The sequence below is a fragment of the Sinomonas sp. ASV486 genome (assembly GCF_030908215.1).
GTDB classification, from domain to species: Bacteria; Actinomycetota; Actinomycetes; order Actinomycetales; family Micrococcaceae; genus Sinomonas; species Sinomonas puerhi.
The window spans coordinates 83,247-99,574 of the sequence record NZ_JAVFJK010000012.1 but is presented as its reverse complement, the minus strand read 5'-3'; the positions used below and the strand labels follow the sequence as shown (position 1 = coordinate 99,574).

9 protein-coding genes are annotated in these 16,328 nt (G+C 63.8%); 5 read left to right on the top strand and 4 right to left on the bottom strand.

What is annotated here, in order from left to right; translation table 11 throughout:
* Window positions 1-18 precede the first annotated feature (18 nt).
* From yidC to RBS60_RS16480, 5 genes are all read left to right on the top strand, one after another.
* Window positions 19-984 (top strand): membrane protein insertase YidC, encoded by a 966-nt coding sequence (gene yidC, locus RBS60_RS16500; RefSeq protein ID WP_307958684.1) that lies wholly within the window; start codon window positions 19-21, stop codon window positions 982-984.
* Window positions 981-1,628 (top strand): R3H domain-containing nucleic acid-binding protein, encoded by a 648-nt coding sequence (locus RBS60_RS16495; RefSeq protein WP_307958683.1) that lies wholly within the window; start codon window positions 981-983, stop codon window positions 1,626-1,628. Before yidC ends, RBS60_RS16495 begins: the two co-directional genes overlap by 4 nt.
* Before the next feature lie 3 nt (window positions 1,629-1,631).
* The gene (gene rsmG / locus RBS60_RS16490) at window positions 1,632-2,309 is read left to right on the top strand and encodes a 16S rRNA (guanine(527)-N(7))-methyltransferase RsmG (protein WP_307958682.1); all 678 of its coding nucleotides are present in this window, start codon (window positions 1,632-1,634) and stop codon (window positions 2,307-2,309) included.
* 196 nt (window positions 2,310-2,505) lie between these two features.
* Window positions 2,506-3,426, top strand: a complete 921-nt coding sequence (locus tag RBS60_RS16485; protein ID WP_374049298.1) for a ParA family protein — start codon at window positions 2,506-2,508, stop codon at window positions 3,424-3,426.
* Between the two features lie 75 nt (window positions 3,427-3,501).
* Window positions 3,502-4,677, top strand: coding sequence for a ParB/RepB/Spo0J family partition protein (locus RBS60_RS16480; RefSeq protein WP_307958680.1), 1,176 nt, complete (start codon window positions 3,502-3,504; stop codon window positions 4,675-4,677).
* A gap of 6,339 nt (window positions 4,678-11,016) precedes the next feature.
* On the opposite strand, the gene trxA is transcribed toward RBS60_RS16480, so the two are convergent.
* From trxA to murJ, 4 genes are all read right to left on the bottom strand, one after another.
* Complete coding sequence (gene trxA / locus RBS60_RS16475; protein WP_307958679.1) at window positions 11,017-11,346, bottom strand: thioredoxin; 330 nt, start codon at window positions 11,344-11,346, stop codon at window positions 11,017-11,019.
* 27 nt (window positions 11,347-11,373) lie between these two features.
* Window positions 11,374-12,348 carry a thioredoxin-disulfide reductase gene (trxB, locus tag RBS60_RS16470; RefSeq protein ID WP_307958678.1) on the bottom strand — a complete coding sequence of 325 codons (975 nt, stop codon included), beginning with the start codon at window positions 12,346-12,348 and terminating at the stop codon, window positions 11,374-11,376.
* A 213-nt stretch (window positions 12,349-12,561) separates the two neighbouring features.
* Window positions 12,562-14,280 (bottom strand): ABC transporter substrate-binding protein, encoded by a 1,719-nt coding sequence (locus tag RBS60_RS16465; RefSeq protein WP_307958677.1) that lies wholly within the window; start codon window positions 14,278-14,280, stop codon window positions 12,562-12,564.
* A 102-nt stretch (window positions 14,281-14,382) separates the two neighbouring features.
* Window positions 14,383-16,326 carry a murein biosynthesis integral membrane protein MurJ gene (gene murJ / locus RBS60_RS16460; protein WP_307958676.1) on the bottom strand — a complete coding sequence of 648 codons (1,944 nt, stop codon included), beginning with the start codon at window positions 16,324-16,326 and terminating at the stop codon, window positions 14,383-14,385.
* Between the last annotated feature and the right edge of the window lie 2 nt (window positions 16,327-16,328).

Sequence of the window (16,328 nt, the reverse complement as noted above, 5' to 3'; positions counted from 1 at the left end):
AGGAAACAGGGAAAACGCATGGACCCTCTAGGGACAATACTTCTGCCCTTCGAGTGGCTGGTCTCCTTCGTCATGGTGGCCTTCCACGACGCCCTCTCCTTCATCGGCCTTCCCGCCGCGAGCGGCTGGACCTGGACGTTCTCGATCATCGGCCTCGTCCTCGTGATCCGCGGCGCGCTCATTCCCGTCTTCGTGCGGCAGATCAAGGCGCAGCGCGGCATGCAACTGCTCCAGCCGGATCTGCAGAAGCTTCAGGCGAAGTACAAGGGCAAGACGGACCAGCTCTCCCGCCAGGCCATGGCACAGGAGCAGATGGCTCTGTACAAGCAGCACGGGACCAACCCGTTCTCCGCGTGTCTGCCCATGCTGATCCAGATGCCGTTCTTCTTCGGCCTCTTCCGTGTGCTCTCCGGGATCAGCAACGCCCAGTCGAACAACACCGGCATCGGTGCGTTGAACCATGACCAGGTGGATCAGTTCCACAACTCGAGCATCTTCGGCGCCCCGCTCTCGGCCTCGCTCCTCCACGGCGGCGGCGGCGACGCGGTGGTGGTTGCCGTGCTGTCGATCCTCATGATCATTGCAATGACCGCGTCGCAGTTCATCACGCAGAAGCAGATCATGGCGAAGAACATGTCCGAGGCGGCCATGGCCAGCCCGTTCATGCGCCAGCAGAAGATCCTGCTGTACATCCTGCCGCTCGTCTTCGGCATCGGCGGCATCAACTTCCCCATCGGCGTGCTCATCTACTGGACCATCTCCAACCTGTGGACCATGGGCCAGCAGTTCTACGTGATCCGCCGTATGCCTTCCCCCGGCTCGCCAGCCGCGAAAGCCCTCAACGAGCGCCGCATTGCCAGGGGCCTAGCGCCGATCGACGTGACCACCGGCAAGGCCATGAAGCCCGAGGACATGCCGCCCCCGCCCGAGCCGAAGGCCCAGCGTCAGCAGCCGGTGCGGAAGAACAGGAAGAAGAAGTCATGACCTCCGAGAGCACTGCCGTCAATCTGCCCAGTGGCGAGGACGCCGTCGAGCACCCGGATGAGAACGCCTCGAACGCTGAGGGCGCAGTTGCCGATCACATCGCGAACGGCGACGACGCCGCCGCCGAGACGGTCTCGGACGGCGAGGACGCCGACGACGCGGCCGAGGAGACGCCGCTGAGCCGGCTCGAGGAGGAGGGCGACGTCGCCGCCGACTACCTCGAGGAACTGCTTGATATCGCGGATATCGACGGCGACATCGATATCGAGGTCCGCAACGGCCGCTCCTACCTATCGGTGGTCGGCGATGATGAGGCCGAGGGCTTGGACATCCTCGTGGGCAACGACGGTGAAGTCCTCGAGGCTCTTCAGGAGCTCACCCGACTCTCCGTTCTGGCCGCCACGGGCAATCGATCCCGACTCGTCCTGGATATCAGCGGCTACCGTGGCGAACGGTCCGTGCGTCTTCAGGAGATCGCCGAGAAGGCGGTCGAACGAGTCAAGGCGGGCGAGAGGTCCGTTCATCTGGAGCCCATGAGCTCGTATGAGCGGAAGATCGTACACGACTCGGTTGCCGAGCTCGGATTCGGCAGCGAGTCTGAGGGTGAGGGCGCTGCCCGTCACATCGTCGTCTCGGCGGACTGAGCCATGGTCGAGGAGTCGTCGCCCAGCCAGGCCGTGGGGACGGCACCAGGACTGACGCAGCCCGAACAGATTGCCGCTGAACGCCTCTTCGGCGACCGCCTCGATCTCGCAAGGCGGTATGTGGGCCACCTGGCAACCTCCGGCCTCGAGCGAGGGCTGATCGGGCCCAGGGAGGTGCCGCGGCTCTGGAGCCGGCACGTCCTGAACTGCGCCGTCATCGAGTCTGAATTCCCCGAGGGCGCAACGCTTGCTGATGTCGGGAGCGGCGCGGGTCTGCCCGGCCTCTGCCTGGCGATCGCTCGGCCGGATCTCCGGCTCACGCTCGTGGAGCCCCTCGAGCGGCGAGTGGTCTGGCTTGAGGAAGTGGTCGCGGATCTCGGCCTGACCAATGTCTCGGTGGTCCGGGGGCGCGCCGAGCAGGTGGCCGGGACGGTCGACGTCGATTTTGTTACTGCCCGGGCTGTGTCCGCCTTGGCGACGCTCATTCCCTTGACGCTTCCGCTGCTTGGTGGATCGGGGACGCTCGTGGCCATCAAGGGCCGCAGCGCCGCGGAGGAAGTGGAGAAGGCTGCCAAGGCCATCCGCAAGTTCAAGGGGCACTCGGCCGAGGTTCACACAGTGGGGGAAGGGCTGCTCGAGGAGCCTACCACCGTGGTGCGGATCGTCGTCGGGGGATCCTGATCTCCCTCGGTAGTGCGTGCGCAGACGCTAGTCTGGTGTGAGGCAATTGACGCGAATCGAGAGTGAGTTGACAGTGAGCAGTGGCGATACGTCGGCCCAGCGGATCCCTCCTTTCCTGACGCTCGGATCTGCGCGCGCCATGGCGGACGGCGACATGGATACTGCTCCGCATCCGGCTCGGGAGGGAGCCGACGGGATGCCGGGAAGCCTACCGCGCGATGACCAGTCCCTCCTGAAGACCCTTGACGAGGGCAGCCCTATCGCCTCCCAGCTGGCAAATGAGGCACGACGCCGCGAGCGGCTTCAGGGGCGCAGGTTCCGCAGGCCCGACTCAACTCGGGTGTTCACCGTGTCCAACCAGAAGGGCGGGGTCGGAAAGACGACCACAACGGTGAACATCGCCGCTGCTCTGGCCTCTGCGGGCCTCCAGGTGCTCGTGATTGACATCGATCCTCAGGGCAATGCGTCGACGGCGCTCGGGATCGAGCATCATGCCGAGGTCGAGAGCATCTACGACGTCCTCATCAACGACGAACCCCTCGCTGACGTCATCGCCCAGTGCCCCGAGGTCGAGAATCTCGTCTGCGCCCCCGCGACCATCCATCTGGCCGGCGCTGAGATCGAGCTGGTTTCGCTCGTGGCTCGTGAGCAGCGGCTCCGCCGGGCGATCGAGAACTACGCCGTGACCCGCGCTGAAGAGGGTCTTCCGCGGCTCGACTACATCTTGATCGACTGCCCGCCGAGCCTCGGCCTCCTGACAGTCAACGCCTTCTGCGCTGCGAGCGAAGTGCTGATCCCGATCCAATGCGAGTACTACGCGCTCGAGGGACTGAGCCAGCTGCTGAAGAACATCGAGATGATCCAGAAGCACCTCAATGCCGATCTTCGAGTGTCGACGATCCTCCTGACGATGTACGACGGTCGGACGAACCTTGCCGCCCAGGTGGCAGCCGAGGTGCGCGAGCATTTCCCCGAGCAGGTGCTCGAGGCCGTGGTTCCGCGGTCCGTGCGGATCTCCGAGGCGCCGAGCTACCAGCAGACCGTGATGACCTACGACCCGACCTCGACGGGGGCGCTCTCGTATCTCGAGGCAGCCGCGGAGATCGCTGAGGGCTAGGACGACGGCGCATGCCGTTGCAGACGACTCGAACAGTCAGGTGCCCGGCTACCGGGCGTGAGGGAGGATAACCGCATGAGCGAGAAGCGCCGAGGACTGGGCCGGGGCCTGGGAGCCCTCATTCCCAGTGCACCTCCGGCGGCCAGTGGCTCGACGGCGCCTGCGCGCCCTGTGGACCTCTTCTTCCCGGATTCGGGGCGGCGGACCGAGGACGAGTCCGAGGAGACGACCAGGACTGACCAGTCTTCGGCTGAGGGGGTGCCAGCTGAGAAGCCGGTTGTGACGGGGCAGGGGGAGGAGTCCCACGGTGCACAGACTCCCGTCACGGCATCTCCTGAGGCTGACGAGCCGTCGGTTGATGGAGGCAAGCGGCCGCCTGTGAGGTCCACTCGCTCCAAGGCGAAGCAGCGGGACACCGATGATCTCGACCTGGTTGAGGTTCCGGGTGCTCAGTTTGCCGAACTCCCCGTCGAGAAGATCCATCCGAATCGCAAGCAGCCTCGTTCTGTCTTCAATGAGGAGGAAATGGCCGAGCTGGTCCACTCGGTTCGCGAGATCGGGATCCTCCAGCCCATCGTGGTTCGGAAATCAACCGAATCGGGTAGTGAATCATTCGAGCTGGTCATGGGTGAGCGGCGATGGCGTGCCGCGAAGGAAGCCGGGCTGGAGGCCATTCCGGCCATTATCCGCGACACGGGCGATGATGCTCTGCTGCGTGATGCCCTTCTTGAGAACCTTCACCGGAGTCAGCTGAATCCGCTCGAAGAAGCCGCTGCGTACCAGCAGCTTCTCGAGGACTTTGGGACCACCCATGAGGAGCTTGCGGACCGGATCGGCAGGTCGCGGCCTCAAGTGTCCAATACGATTCGCCTGCTTCGGCTTCCTCCGTTGGTTCAGCGTCGGGTTGCGGCGGGGGTCCTCTCGGCGGGCCACGCCCGCGCCTTGTTGTCGCTTCCAGACGATGTTTCGATTGAGCGCATGGCACAGAAGATTGTGTCAGAGGGACTTTCGGTTCGAGCAACCGAGGAAGCCGTGGCGCTCTATCAGGAGCCGCAGGAGGCTCGACGAGCTTCGACGCGCAACAACGCGCGGCACGAACGACTCGACTTCCTGGCCTCCTCTCTTTCGGATCGACTCGACACCAATGTGAAGATCACTCTTGGCGCGAGGAAGGGCAAGGTCAGCATCGAGTTCGCTTCGGTTGAGGATCTCAACCGGATCATGACGCTTATCAGCCCCGAAGAGGAATAGCATTCCTTCGCACGACGAAGTCTCGTAGTTCTCAATGCTCGCAAGTGGGGGTCCGTTTCACGTGAAACGGACCCCCGCTTTGCTGTCTTGCTGGACATTGGTGGACAGTTCAGAAGCGCCCTCGTCGGTGGCTTCGTCGGTTTCTTAGTCCGCGGGTGATTTCTCTCGTTCGCTCTCTGTTACTACGCCGTGGATCCGTGAGTGTTGAGTGCGTATGCCCCATTGTCCGGCCGACGAGGGGGCGAGGGTCATTTGCCGTTCTCCGGGCGAGGCCTTTGGGGAAGCTGGCTTCCCGACTCAGTTCGGTGGGATCGTCAGTCCGTGCTCAACTTGGGAGGCGTCATGCTCGGTAGTCTGTTCGGCCGATGACGCGGGCCGACGTTGGTGCTGTCGCGGACGACGGATCGCAATCTGGAGTAATCGCGGTCTGGATCGCGGTCTGGGGAGTAAGAGAGAGGATTCGGCGGAATCATCTGTTTCACGTGAAACACCAGGACGAACCGGACTGGACCGAGGGAGTGTGAGCGAAGTGGAGCGCCGAGTTCAGAGCCCGATTTCGTCTCTCAACTAACCTTCGATCGCTTATGCGTGGGCGGCGATCGGCTTGTCCGCTAGGTACACAGTCGTCGGGGAAGCTACGTCCGCTGAGCCTGATGTGTGACTCGGTTACGACGGGGCTTTCTAGTCCACATATACCAATCGAGATCGGTAGACACGAGCTGCTGGGTCGCGGCGCGGGCCTTCGACGAACCGGTGTCGCCAAGGTATGTCTTGAATCATGTGGTGCTGTGGACCGTTTGTGGCAGAACATCCGGGTCAGGACGAGACGGACGGTTCCGGTGTGGGTGGCACGAGGAGTTTCAGCCCGAGCGATGTGAATGGCTACGGTGAGTGTGGCTCATCAAATCTGGGTGATCCTTGGGGCCTCGATGCGTAGAGGAGACGGTCGATGGCGATGCTCCAATGATCTTCCGGAATGCGGAGCGGCGCATGTTCCTGTCGTCGTCCGAGACCTGGCCGGCCATCCTTCGCTGAAGGCAGTTGTTCTTTGAACAGCAGAAGATGAGTGCGCCGCTGCGCTAGCTTGCAGCCCGTCTCAGTGCACTATCTGTCTGAGCACACCGCGACCTAGCCGCGCCCAGCGATTCACACGAACAACCAGCTCGTCTTGGAGGCAGATTTCGAGGTTCTTCAATGCCGACTCCACGGAATGGGTCTCCTTCGCGGTAGTGAGCAGCCGCGATTTCCAACTGACTACGCGACGGAGGTGTGTGATAGCCGTCTGCCGGCTAACCGGACACCGGCTCATGGCTGCGGACGTTCCCTCGGTGCCGCATGGCGGCAGCTTGCAGATGATCGTCGCTGTAGTTGGGGTTCGGTATAGCTGGACAGAGGACTTAGGGGACTAACGAGCGCGAATCCAGAGTCTTTGCCGGCTTGACCATCAGTCCTCGCCGGGTTGCTTGGGCTGGCTGGCGCATGCCGGCGGGAGACGCGGGGTGTGAGGTGCACGCAGAGCCTCGCCGGTCTTTCGCGGCTTACTCAGTGATCGGTCTAGATTCGACCAAGCTGTGGGCAGGTGCGAGTAGCGGACCGGATTCAATGGCGATGACGCCGCGGCGAGCACCGACCCGACGGAATGTGGAGCGCCCATCGAACTCGACGATCTGGCTCTCCGGTGTGGGGGTCTGCGGCACTCCCTCGCGCGGGGCAACGGGGGGATCGCTATGAGTTCGACCCGATGACGACTTTGAGCGGGCCTGTTGCCAGCCATCTCAACTGAAGCCTTTCCTTGTCGGGCGGCACCTCGGAACTCCCGCGATGCATCTGGAGGAGAACGTGGTGGCTCAGCTAGCTGCGCGTCTTGGCTCAGTTACGTCCGCGTCCCGGGAGCCGCCAAGATGTTCGGGTTGGCTCGCACGGGGAGTACGCGCAAGACGAGGGAGCGCGACTGACACCTGACCTTGGTGCAGGCAGAGGGGACTGGCGGGCCTAGAGGCACATTGAGCGGGGGTCGTCTCAGACCGGACATGGTTGAGGTCGTGTGAGTCTCTTGGTTGGTGATCCGAATCTCCCACACTGCATGTGGCTCAGTGGCATTCCAGGAACCGGATGGAAGTGAAGGGCGGGCATTGATGGCCGTGAGCGCGCGCTCCCATGGGTCGGCTGGAATGGGATCACCGGATTTGCCCCCGATCGGAGCCGTGATGCCGTGTTGCAGCGGATGCTGGGATTGCTTCTTCTCTTTGCTCGTATCCATCTGGCACCGATGACCAGCGGGCTGCGATCGTTGGGGCAGAGGGATATACGCACGGGGGCCAAGGTGTCTGCAGTGGTTAGGGCGGTTGTTTCACGTGAAACATCCATGGACCATCTGGCTGACGCCACCTCCGCACCTCCTCGAGCGTTGTCTCGTCTTCGCCCCGGCATGGGTTTGCCGCAGTCAACGCTTGAGAGCGCGCCTTCTCGCATGACGCAGTTCCGCGTCTACCTTGGATTCGGACCCGCCGCCCGATGACCGCTCTTCAGTCTCAGATGGCGACGGCCGACGGGAGGACTGACGAGCCAGGAGACTGAACGCACGGTGGAACCTGAACTTGGCGTCGCCGAGTTGTTCGAGACTCCGGAAGACGAATCTGAGACTTGGTTCCAAATGAACCGACATGGACCAGCGGTCGGAGCTCAAAAGTTGGGGCCGATATCCTTCGGCTACCTGTGGACAACTTCGAACCCTGGCGTTGCAGCCGCGGAGGGGTCCCTGTGGATAACCGTGTTGATAAGTCCTGTCGATAATGTGCGGGGGTCGCACGCTCTACATCGCAGACCGATCCATAGGTTAGCCATGACCGGAGGGTAGCCTCCGGGAGCGTTGACATCGTGCTCTGCTGCCATGGCGCACTACCCGAAGTCTTCGAGTCGCGGGTCGTCTGCAATATGGTGTTCTAGCGTCGATATCTACCGAAGTGCGCTGACAACCAGCATCCCTGGCAAGTAGCCTCACCACGCGAACCAGACACATTGGTGCTCCCCGCTCCCTGTCATCATCCTTGCGGACCATCACCAAAGCAGAACCTATTGGCAGCGTGATCCGAATCGCTATCCACAGGGTCCCCGTTCGTCTTCGGTCATCCCGTCACTCCGATGTGCAAGCCCCTGGATGGAACCTGTGGATAAGAGTGTGGATAGCCCTGGAGCGCGACTGGGCTGCGCGGGGAGTGGGCACCACCGCATCACCTTTCCGGCTAGAGATGAGAGGCCCTCCTGCCCACCTATATCCGGCTACGAGTGACGACACTCCCTGGAGTGCGAGCGATGGACGAATACCTAACCAACGTGAAAGATCAAATATGCGCGAGTATGGGTTCGGCTGTGTGGGAGGCCTCTCGGCTGTCCCAAGGAACGGATGCTCGAGGCATGGTCTGTCGTCACGGGGTCTGCCCGACCCCGACTGCGCTGATGGTGTGCCCGACGATTGACTCCGCCTTCGATTGGTACGCGGGTTGAATGATGCGTCGGATGGTCGAGCACCATAACCCATCAAGCGGCTATCGAGCCGGTGCGCCATGGATTCTCGCTGTGGAAGGAGTGAAGTCGATAGAAGGCATGTCAAACCATGAGTGGCCCTCTGGGTAGCGGGTAGCGGGGCGCTCATGTTTCACGTGAAACCATTTGGTTGAAGAGGGGGCGCCAGTGAGATCGGTGAGGTGAGGCCAGAACGGTGGCTGTGGCCTGCGGGCTGGAGAGATGCGCAGTGGCTCAGCTGTCGGCGCACAAGTGCGGGTGGGACCCTGCCAACGTCTTCCGCCAGAACATCAACGCCGCTCTCGACGCCGGCTGGCAAAGGTTTCCTGTGAATGGGGGCTGGTGCTGGGGGCAGTGTTGGGTCCGGCGGGTGGTTGGCAGAGGCGGGTTCAGTGACAGGGCGCGGGGCGGAAGCGAACCGGCGCCTCCCGTCTCGGACCTTGGTGCGATCACCGGCACCTGACAAGAGCGATACCAATTCATGCTGTGCACCGGGGTCCCATGACGGGAGCTTTCCGACGGCCCGTGGGAGACCGCGCGCGAGCGACTGCGGAAGTGTTCTCGGGACGGACCATCGGAGAATGGCTGATCCCGCCGTCAAAGGGCGACGCCGTTGGGGAAGCCGAATGGGTCTTCAGCATCGACTCCACCGTCGTTCGGGTTCACCAGCACGCCCGCGGTCGAGCCAATCGCAACGGATAGTGACGGCACCGAAACTCTCCGCACGAACTGAGCTATAGGATCCACCCCGCGGTCGACGGGAGGGGGCTCCCGATGAGTGATCCGACGCTCGGCTCAGGACGCGGACCGCCCTCAGCCGAGCCCCTGCTCGAGACGGGTAGCGGCCGGGCGCGTTGGCCCTGGCTGGGCCCCGGCAGACCGCACGGCAGGTCTGAAGCCGTTCTGGCCGACACAATCTACTCTCACCCCTCGATTTCGGTAGCGCCGCGCAGGCGCAGAGTTCGCTCCATCGGCGCGAGCGAGCCGACCGGAGGGCCCTGCCGCGTGACAAAGGGCAAGGGACGTCGGGCGGGCGACCGTTAGCATTCGACCCCACGAGGACTGCCGTACCAAATGTTGTCGACGACTGCCTTAACCGCCTTGAGCAGCTCCGACCTCGCCATCCGCTACGCCAAAAGCGTCGCCTATTACCGTGTGGAACTCATGGTCACTGTAACCATCCTCTGACTCCGACCGTTCAGGGGACACCGGTGATCCGCAGGACACGCGCGCCGGGACACTTGGGATAGATTGTCGGCGCCTGGCGTCCGACTCGTTACCGACGCTCGTAGGTCTCACCGCGACGATCAACGCACACGCGTCATGGGTGGTTCGTGGACCCGTGGCTTGATTATCGAAGGCTTCCCGATGACTACGGGAAGCCATGACGCCGAGGCGATCGCGACACCATTACATGCACCTTGACGGTCCGAGTATCATCACAAGGCTCTTCCGCGCGTCAGCAGTGGTGTGTCTATTACTGGGCGCACGAACGCTGATGGGCCTGACTACCTCGGCGCGATCCCGACTTGAGTGCTGGTGGGAACGATGGGAGCGTCGCGGTCGGGCATGGTCGCGGCATTGCGGGGCGCCCGCTTGCCCGGAGGAGCCGAAACTTGGGCGTGCGCAGTCCTGGAGAGCGTGTGACGATGGTCGGTTGCGCGACAGGGATGTGTCGCGCAGTGGCACTATCGACCAAAGAGTTGTCGAGCCAATACCTGCTCGAGGAGCCGGATCGGGCAATGCTAGGACGTTGATTGCGCCCTGATAGTCATGATGAACAGCTTGGTGCTCAGCAGACCGCTATCGTCTGGGCTCGGACTGGTTCGAGAATCTAGTCAGGATCGACAGTCACGGGTATGTGAACGTCCCGCTGGTCGCGCTCGGATGCGAGACAGAAGATTGGCAATGGCCCAAAGGCGAGATGAGGGAGTGGTAGTGAAAGTCGTTGGCTTCACTCTTTCCTGAGCGTTGAGTCACTGCGGAAGACTACTGCCTCCGCCGGCCGATACACCCTCTTGAGTTGATTCAACGGGTCATCGGCCGTGAAAGCGGCCCACGTATGAGATGTCGGGTTGGTCAGCTGGATCTCGTGTACGGCCGGTGTTCAGAAAGCCGAATGCGCAGCTTCCGAGCCTGATGAGGGACCGACAGCGCTGTTTCACGTGAAACAAGAGGCCCTGGTCGATAGTAGGGGTGGAGATCATCCCTCCAAATCAGGGAACAGCTAGGTCGAGGGGGCGATTCAGGGGCTGGATCGAGACGGCGGAGTCGACTTGTCGAGTCATCTCCATGCTCCGCTTCGGTGTCACTGCACCAAGCTAGCGGGCTTGAGTTCAGCTGGAGGCGCCCGAAACTTGGTGCTGCGCGACCAGTCCGCTGGCGTATAGGAAACCCATGAGCACTGAAGCCCCTTCAAGTCATCCGCCGTGCCACCTTAGCGGCGCGGAGCTGGATGCTCCTGGAGGAATTGGCGCACCACGTGCCCGAATTATCTGTCCGCCGCATTCCTGCAACCTGTGCGCTAACCATCCGTCTAACCACCCGATCCGCGTTGTGGATCGAGACTTGAAGGTGCCGTGCGGTTCAACTGATAGGACATGTGTGCCGGGGGTCAGCGAAGCCAAAAGGCTGGCTGGCGAGGGTATAGCGATCCCAGGGGAACTCACCCATGGTGGCCGGTTTCACGTGAAACGGGCTGGCGCTCGGGGCCGGGCGCGACCGAAAGCAGCGCCGCGGTCACGAAGAGCCGTGGCCAAGAAGAAGGGGAGGCACGGCATGCGCCGCACCTCCCCGCGGGGGGACTCGCCCAAGTGTCTACTTGACGAGAACCTCGCTCCACTCCTTCTCGAAGTACTGCTTCGGGCGGGCGCCGATCACCGTTCCGGTGACCCTACCCTTCTCGAACAGGTACACAGCAGGAATGGAGGTGATGCCATACTCAGCCGCGATATTTGGATTGTTGTCCACATCGACCTTGACCACATCGACACGGTCGGCGTACTCGACGGAGATGTCGTCGAGGATGGGGCCAACCTTGCGGCAAGGGCCGCACCATTCGGCCCAGAAGTCCACGATGACAGGCTTCTCGGACATGAGGACCTCGTCGGTGAACTCGGCGTCAGTGACGTTCTTGGCGTTGCTCATCTGGATGATCCGATCTGTTGGAAGGAACTAGGCCTGGGCTGCGAGGGAACGGGATTCGACGTCGGCCAGATAGTGTTCGACGTCGAGCGCCGCCACGCACCCGGAACCGGCTGCGGTGATGGCCTGGCGGTAGGTGGGGTCAACAACGTCGCCAGCCGCGAAGACGCCGGGAAGACTGGTCTTCGAGGAGCGTCCTTCAACGGCGATGGTGCCCTCGGCGGTGAGTTCGAGAACACCCTTGACCAGGCTCGTGCGCGGATCGTTGCCGATGGCCACGAAGATACCCGTCACGGCGAGCTCGGTTTCGGTGCCGTCGAGGAGGTTGCGGAGACGAAGACCAGTGACCTTCTCACCACCGACGACGTCGGCGACCTCGGAGTTCCAGGCAAACTTGATCTTCTCGTGGGAGAGGGCGCGATCGGCCATGATCTTGGAGGCGCGGAGGCTGTCACGGCGGTGGACGACCGTCACGGAGCGGGCGAACCGCGTTAGGAACAGGGCCTCCTCCATTGCGGAGTCGCCGCCGCCGATAACGGCGATGTCCTGGTCCTTGAAGAAGAAACCATCACAGGTGGCACACCAGCTGACGCCGTGGCCGGACAGGCGCTTCTCGTTGGGGAGACCGAGTTCCCGGTAGGCCGAGCCCGTGGCAAGAATGATCGCTCGGGCTTTATAGGTCTCACCGCTCGCGAGGGTGACCGACTTGATCTCGCCGTCAAGCTCCACGGACTCGACGTCCTCGAATTCGATCTGCGCCCCGAACTTGGACGCCTGCTGCTCGAACATGTCCATGAGCTCCGGCCCCTGAACTCCTGATGGGAATCCCGGGTAGTTCTCGACCTCGGTGGTGTTCATGAGCTCACCGCCGGCAGTGACCGACCCCGCGATAATCAACGGATTAAGGTTGGCGCGTGCTGTGTAAATGCCGGCGGTGTACCCCGCGGGACCGGAACCGACGACGATGACGTCGCGCACGTCTGCGGCAGTCTCAGCAGTGCTCACAGGTGTATACCTCTTCTTTGGGCGATCGAACTATAACGGTGTCAGCAGCCACAACACATCGATAAGTATCGATATTCCATGGAGCTCTCCGGTACAAGCGTACCCAAGGGGAGGCGCGAGGCGTCGAGAACCCTTCACAGATAGACCCTTCACACATGGGAGGGGGCCCCGGTCAGACCGGAGCCCCCCTCGCAATGCAGCGACGCGCCGCCGCTAGTCCACCTTGATCTCGGCGAGACGCAGACCGAACGGGTACTGGGTCTTCGGGGCTGACAGCCGCGGGAGCGAGTTGATCTGAATGATGACGTACTTTGCCGTCGGAGTTCCGGTGACGGGGACAACCACCTGCGGCCCGGTGAAAGAGCTCGTCCCGGCGAGCGTGGCACCCGTCAGGCTCGGCTGATCATTCGTGTAGATGCTGAAGTTACCGCCCGAACCACCGGACTGCAGCAGCGTAACCTGCTTGACTTGGGCCTGATCCTTGAGCTTCACGGCGAGGGCGACGCTCTTGGTGAAACCGCCCCAGTCCTCACGGGCGAACTCCATATCGGACCAGTAGGTTGCCGGGTTTCCGTCAAACGTCAGAGGGAGCTTGCTGTCGAAGTCGTTGGCAAAACTCAGTTCGTCGGGATTGATCCGAGTCACCGAATCGATGGCTGGTGCGGCCGTCGGGGCGGGGGCGGTCCCTGACGATGACGAACTCGCGGCGGAGCTTCCGCTCTGGCCCTGTGACGCGTGCGGTGTGGAACTCGCGGTGCTCGCCGCCTGGGGCTGGAACAGGTTGCCGAGGGTCGTGAAGGCGAAAATCAGCGCCGCGATGAGAACGACAGCAAGGATGCCCCCCACGAGCCACGGCATGGAACGCGGCTTGGTCCTCTCATCGTCCTCGTAGTCTTCGTATGGGGCGGACGACGACGGTCTGGCCGCCTCGGGCATCACGGCGGCGGGGCGCTGGGAAGGCCAGTGCTGACGTGGTTCGGCGGGAGCGTGGCCCTGAACCGGTGAGGCAGCCGTAGGCGTGGGCTCGGTGCCCCCCGCATTCTGCGGAGCCTGCCAAGGGGTGACTCGCGGAGTGCCGGGACGTGCGGCACCTGCGGCAGCAGCCGCTGCTCCTCCGGCGGCTCCGTATCCGGCCGAAGCTCCACCGGAGGTCAGTTCCTCCCGACCTCGAGGAGATGGTTCGTCTGAGCGCTGGGGCTGGGTTCCCGACGGTGTGGACTGCGGGGGCGCTGCTGGTGGGGGCGGAATCGATGCGGCGGGGCCACCGCTATAGGATGCCGGACCGACGGGCGCCGCAGGGTAGTCAGCCGTCTGGGGCCCGCCCTGTTGGCCAGGCTGCGTGGGACGGGAAGGCGCGGGTGGGTATGTGCCTGGCGCGCGATTCTGGCGTGCCGCTGCCGCTGCAGCAGCCGCGGCGGCCGCGGCACCTGCCGCGCCGCGGGGCGCGGCGCCCCCGGCCCCCGGCCCATGGGGCATGGGCTCCCCGCGCTCGTTATAGCGGATGTAGTTGTCTGGCCTGCCGGGACTGACCGTCCCGTCGTACGTCTCCGGCTCGTGTGAGCGCGATTCGCCGAAGATCTCGCTGCCGAGAGTGTCGGTGAAGAACGGCTCCACATACGGAGTCTCCTGCGCAACGATCAGGTCGAGCAGATCGGCGGGAGATGTGTGGTTCGTGATGAGGTACGTGGCTCCGTGGCTGATGCCGAGGTCGAGGACCTGGACGGCACCGTGACGCTCGCCCATAGCGACCTCGCGTGCGCTCTGCGCCAGCTGGTCCGAGTTGGAGGCGCCGGCCACGAGAATGCTGACTGGCCTGTTCAGGACCTGGTCCACGCCGTCAAGGACCAGATCACCCTCACGGGATGTCACGATCGAAGACGTGACTTTGTACCGTCCCCCGAGCACGGTGCCGACGTCGATGGACTGGGACACGGAAACCTCCTGGTCGCGGGCGCGGGCACGACCGGTGGCCGCACCTTGTGCTGCTAGTGATCCTAGCGGAAGGGCGTCTCGGGCCTTCGGGAGCGCTCGGGCTCAGTCCTCGGGAAAATTCGGGTTCTCTCCCGGCGGCCCTTGGAACGAGCGCCGTCCAGGGAGCCGCTCGGGTGTCGGACTGGTGGGACGCGCGCGGTACATCACCGGATCGAACTGCCCGGAAATGCGCGGGATGATGCCCGTGTCGTTCGAGATCGTGGTGATCGCGGCGGTGATGGGAGGCTCGCTGGGCTCGCCCGGTGAGCCGGCGGCAGCACCGGCGTCGTGCGTCGACCGCGCGGGCGACGGCGCGGCGTCACCGAGGCCGAGACGCCCACCGACCCGGCCGAGGATCGGACGGAGGAGATCGCGTACCTCGGTGACGTGGAAGACCCGCAGGAGAACGAAGTACGCGATGAGCATCGGCACGGCAATGATCACGATGGCGGCCAGCGCGGCGAAGTTCGAGCTCCAGATGAACCCGCTGGGGTTGTAGCCGCCGAGGAGCCCGACCGCGACCGCTCCCACGATTGCGGATCCCGTCGCGGCGTAGCCCATGCGGATGTACGAGCGCGCCACGTGCGCGCCGTCGAGGTGGCCGAGCTGGCGGCGAAGGTAGTGGCTGCTCAGGACCACCGAGAGGACGTTCCCCACTGTGTACAGGCCGGCGATGGCGAAGATGATGTAGCGCGCGGGCAGGTACTGGATGACGAAAGCGCCGACCACGTTGAGGATCGCGAGCCACAGCTGGATCTTGAACGGGGTGCGCGCGTCCTCCTTCGCGTAGAAGACGCGCGCCATCATGAAGTTGGCGCTCATGAACGGCGTGCTCAGCGCGAGGATGCTCAACGTCTGGGCGAGCATGACGCCGTCGGATGCGCGGCCGCCCGAGAAGAACATGCCCAGCGGCGCGGCGAGTGCGAACAGCGCCAACGCTGCGAACACCGTCGCCACCGCCATAGTGCGGAGTCCGTGCGAGAGCGCTTCGCGGACGCCAGCACGGTCGCCCGCCTGGGACGCCTCCGTCATGCGGTTGAAGAGGACCGTCGCGAGCGAGAGCGCAATGATTGAGTGCGGCAGGAGATAGAGCTGGGACGCGATCTCGAGGACGGTATTGCCCGGGACCTGCTGCCACAGCGGGTTGCCGGCCTCCTGCAGCCGCTCGCGCTCGGCGCCGGGCTGGGAGGCGACCTTCATGACATAGAGGAACGTCAGCTGGCCCACCGCGGTGGTTGCGAGGGTCCACGCGCCGAGGCGCGCCGCGGCCCCGAGGCCCACGCCCCGCCACCCGAACCGCGGGGAGAGCCCGAGCCTCAGCCGCAGCACGGGGAGCATCAGGAGCGCTGTCTGGATGACGACGCCGAGCGTGGACATCCCGGCGATCATGAACGTGTGGCCGCCGGTCCAGTTGTCCAGGCTGTGGGGATTGGTCCGGTTCGCTCCGAAGATCCACACGAACATGCCCAACCCCGCGATCGCGACGATGTTGTTCACGATCGGGGCCCACATCGCCGGCCCGAAGGCCCCATGTGCATTGAGCACCTGGGTCAAGAGCGCGTAGAGGCCGTAGAAGAAGATCTGCGGGAGGCACCAGAAGGCGAAGACCGTCGCGATGGCGAGCTGAGGGGGACTGTAGCCGGACGTCGTGAGCTGCATGACCCAGGGCGCGGCGAGCGTCACGGCGGCCGTGAGGACCAGCATGACGAGGACGCCGAGTGTCAGGAGGCGGCTGATGTAGTCCGCGCCGCCGTCCCGCGCCTTGCTCGCCTTGATGATCTGCGGCACGAGCACGGAGTTGAACACGCCGCCGGCAACGAGCAGGAAGATGAGGTTCGGCAGGTTGTTCGCGTTGACGAACGTATCGGCGACGGTCGAGCCGAGGCCGAGCGCGAGGATGAGCAGCCACGAGCGGATGAAGCCCAGCGCCCGCGAGACCAGGGTGCCGACGGCCATGATCGCGCTCGAGCGGGCCTCAGACGCAGGTGCGGATCTGGTCGCTGCCATGG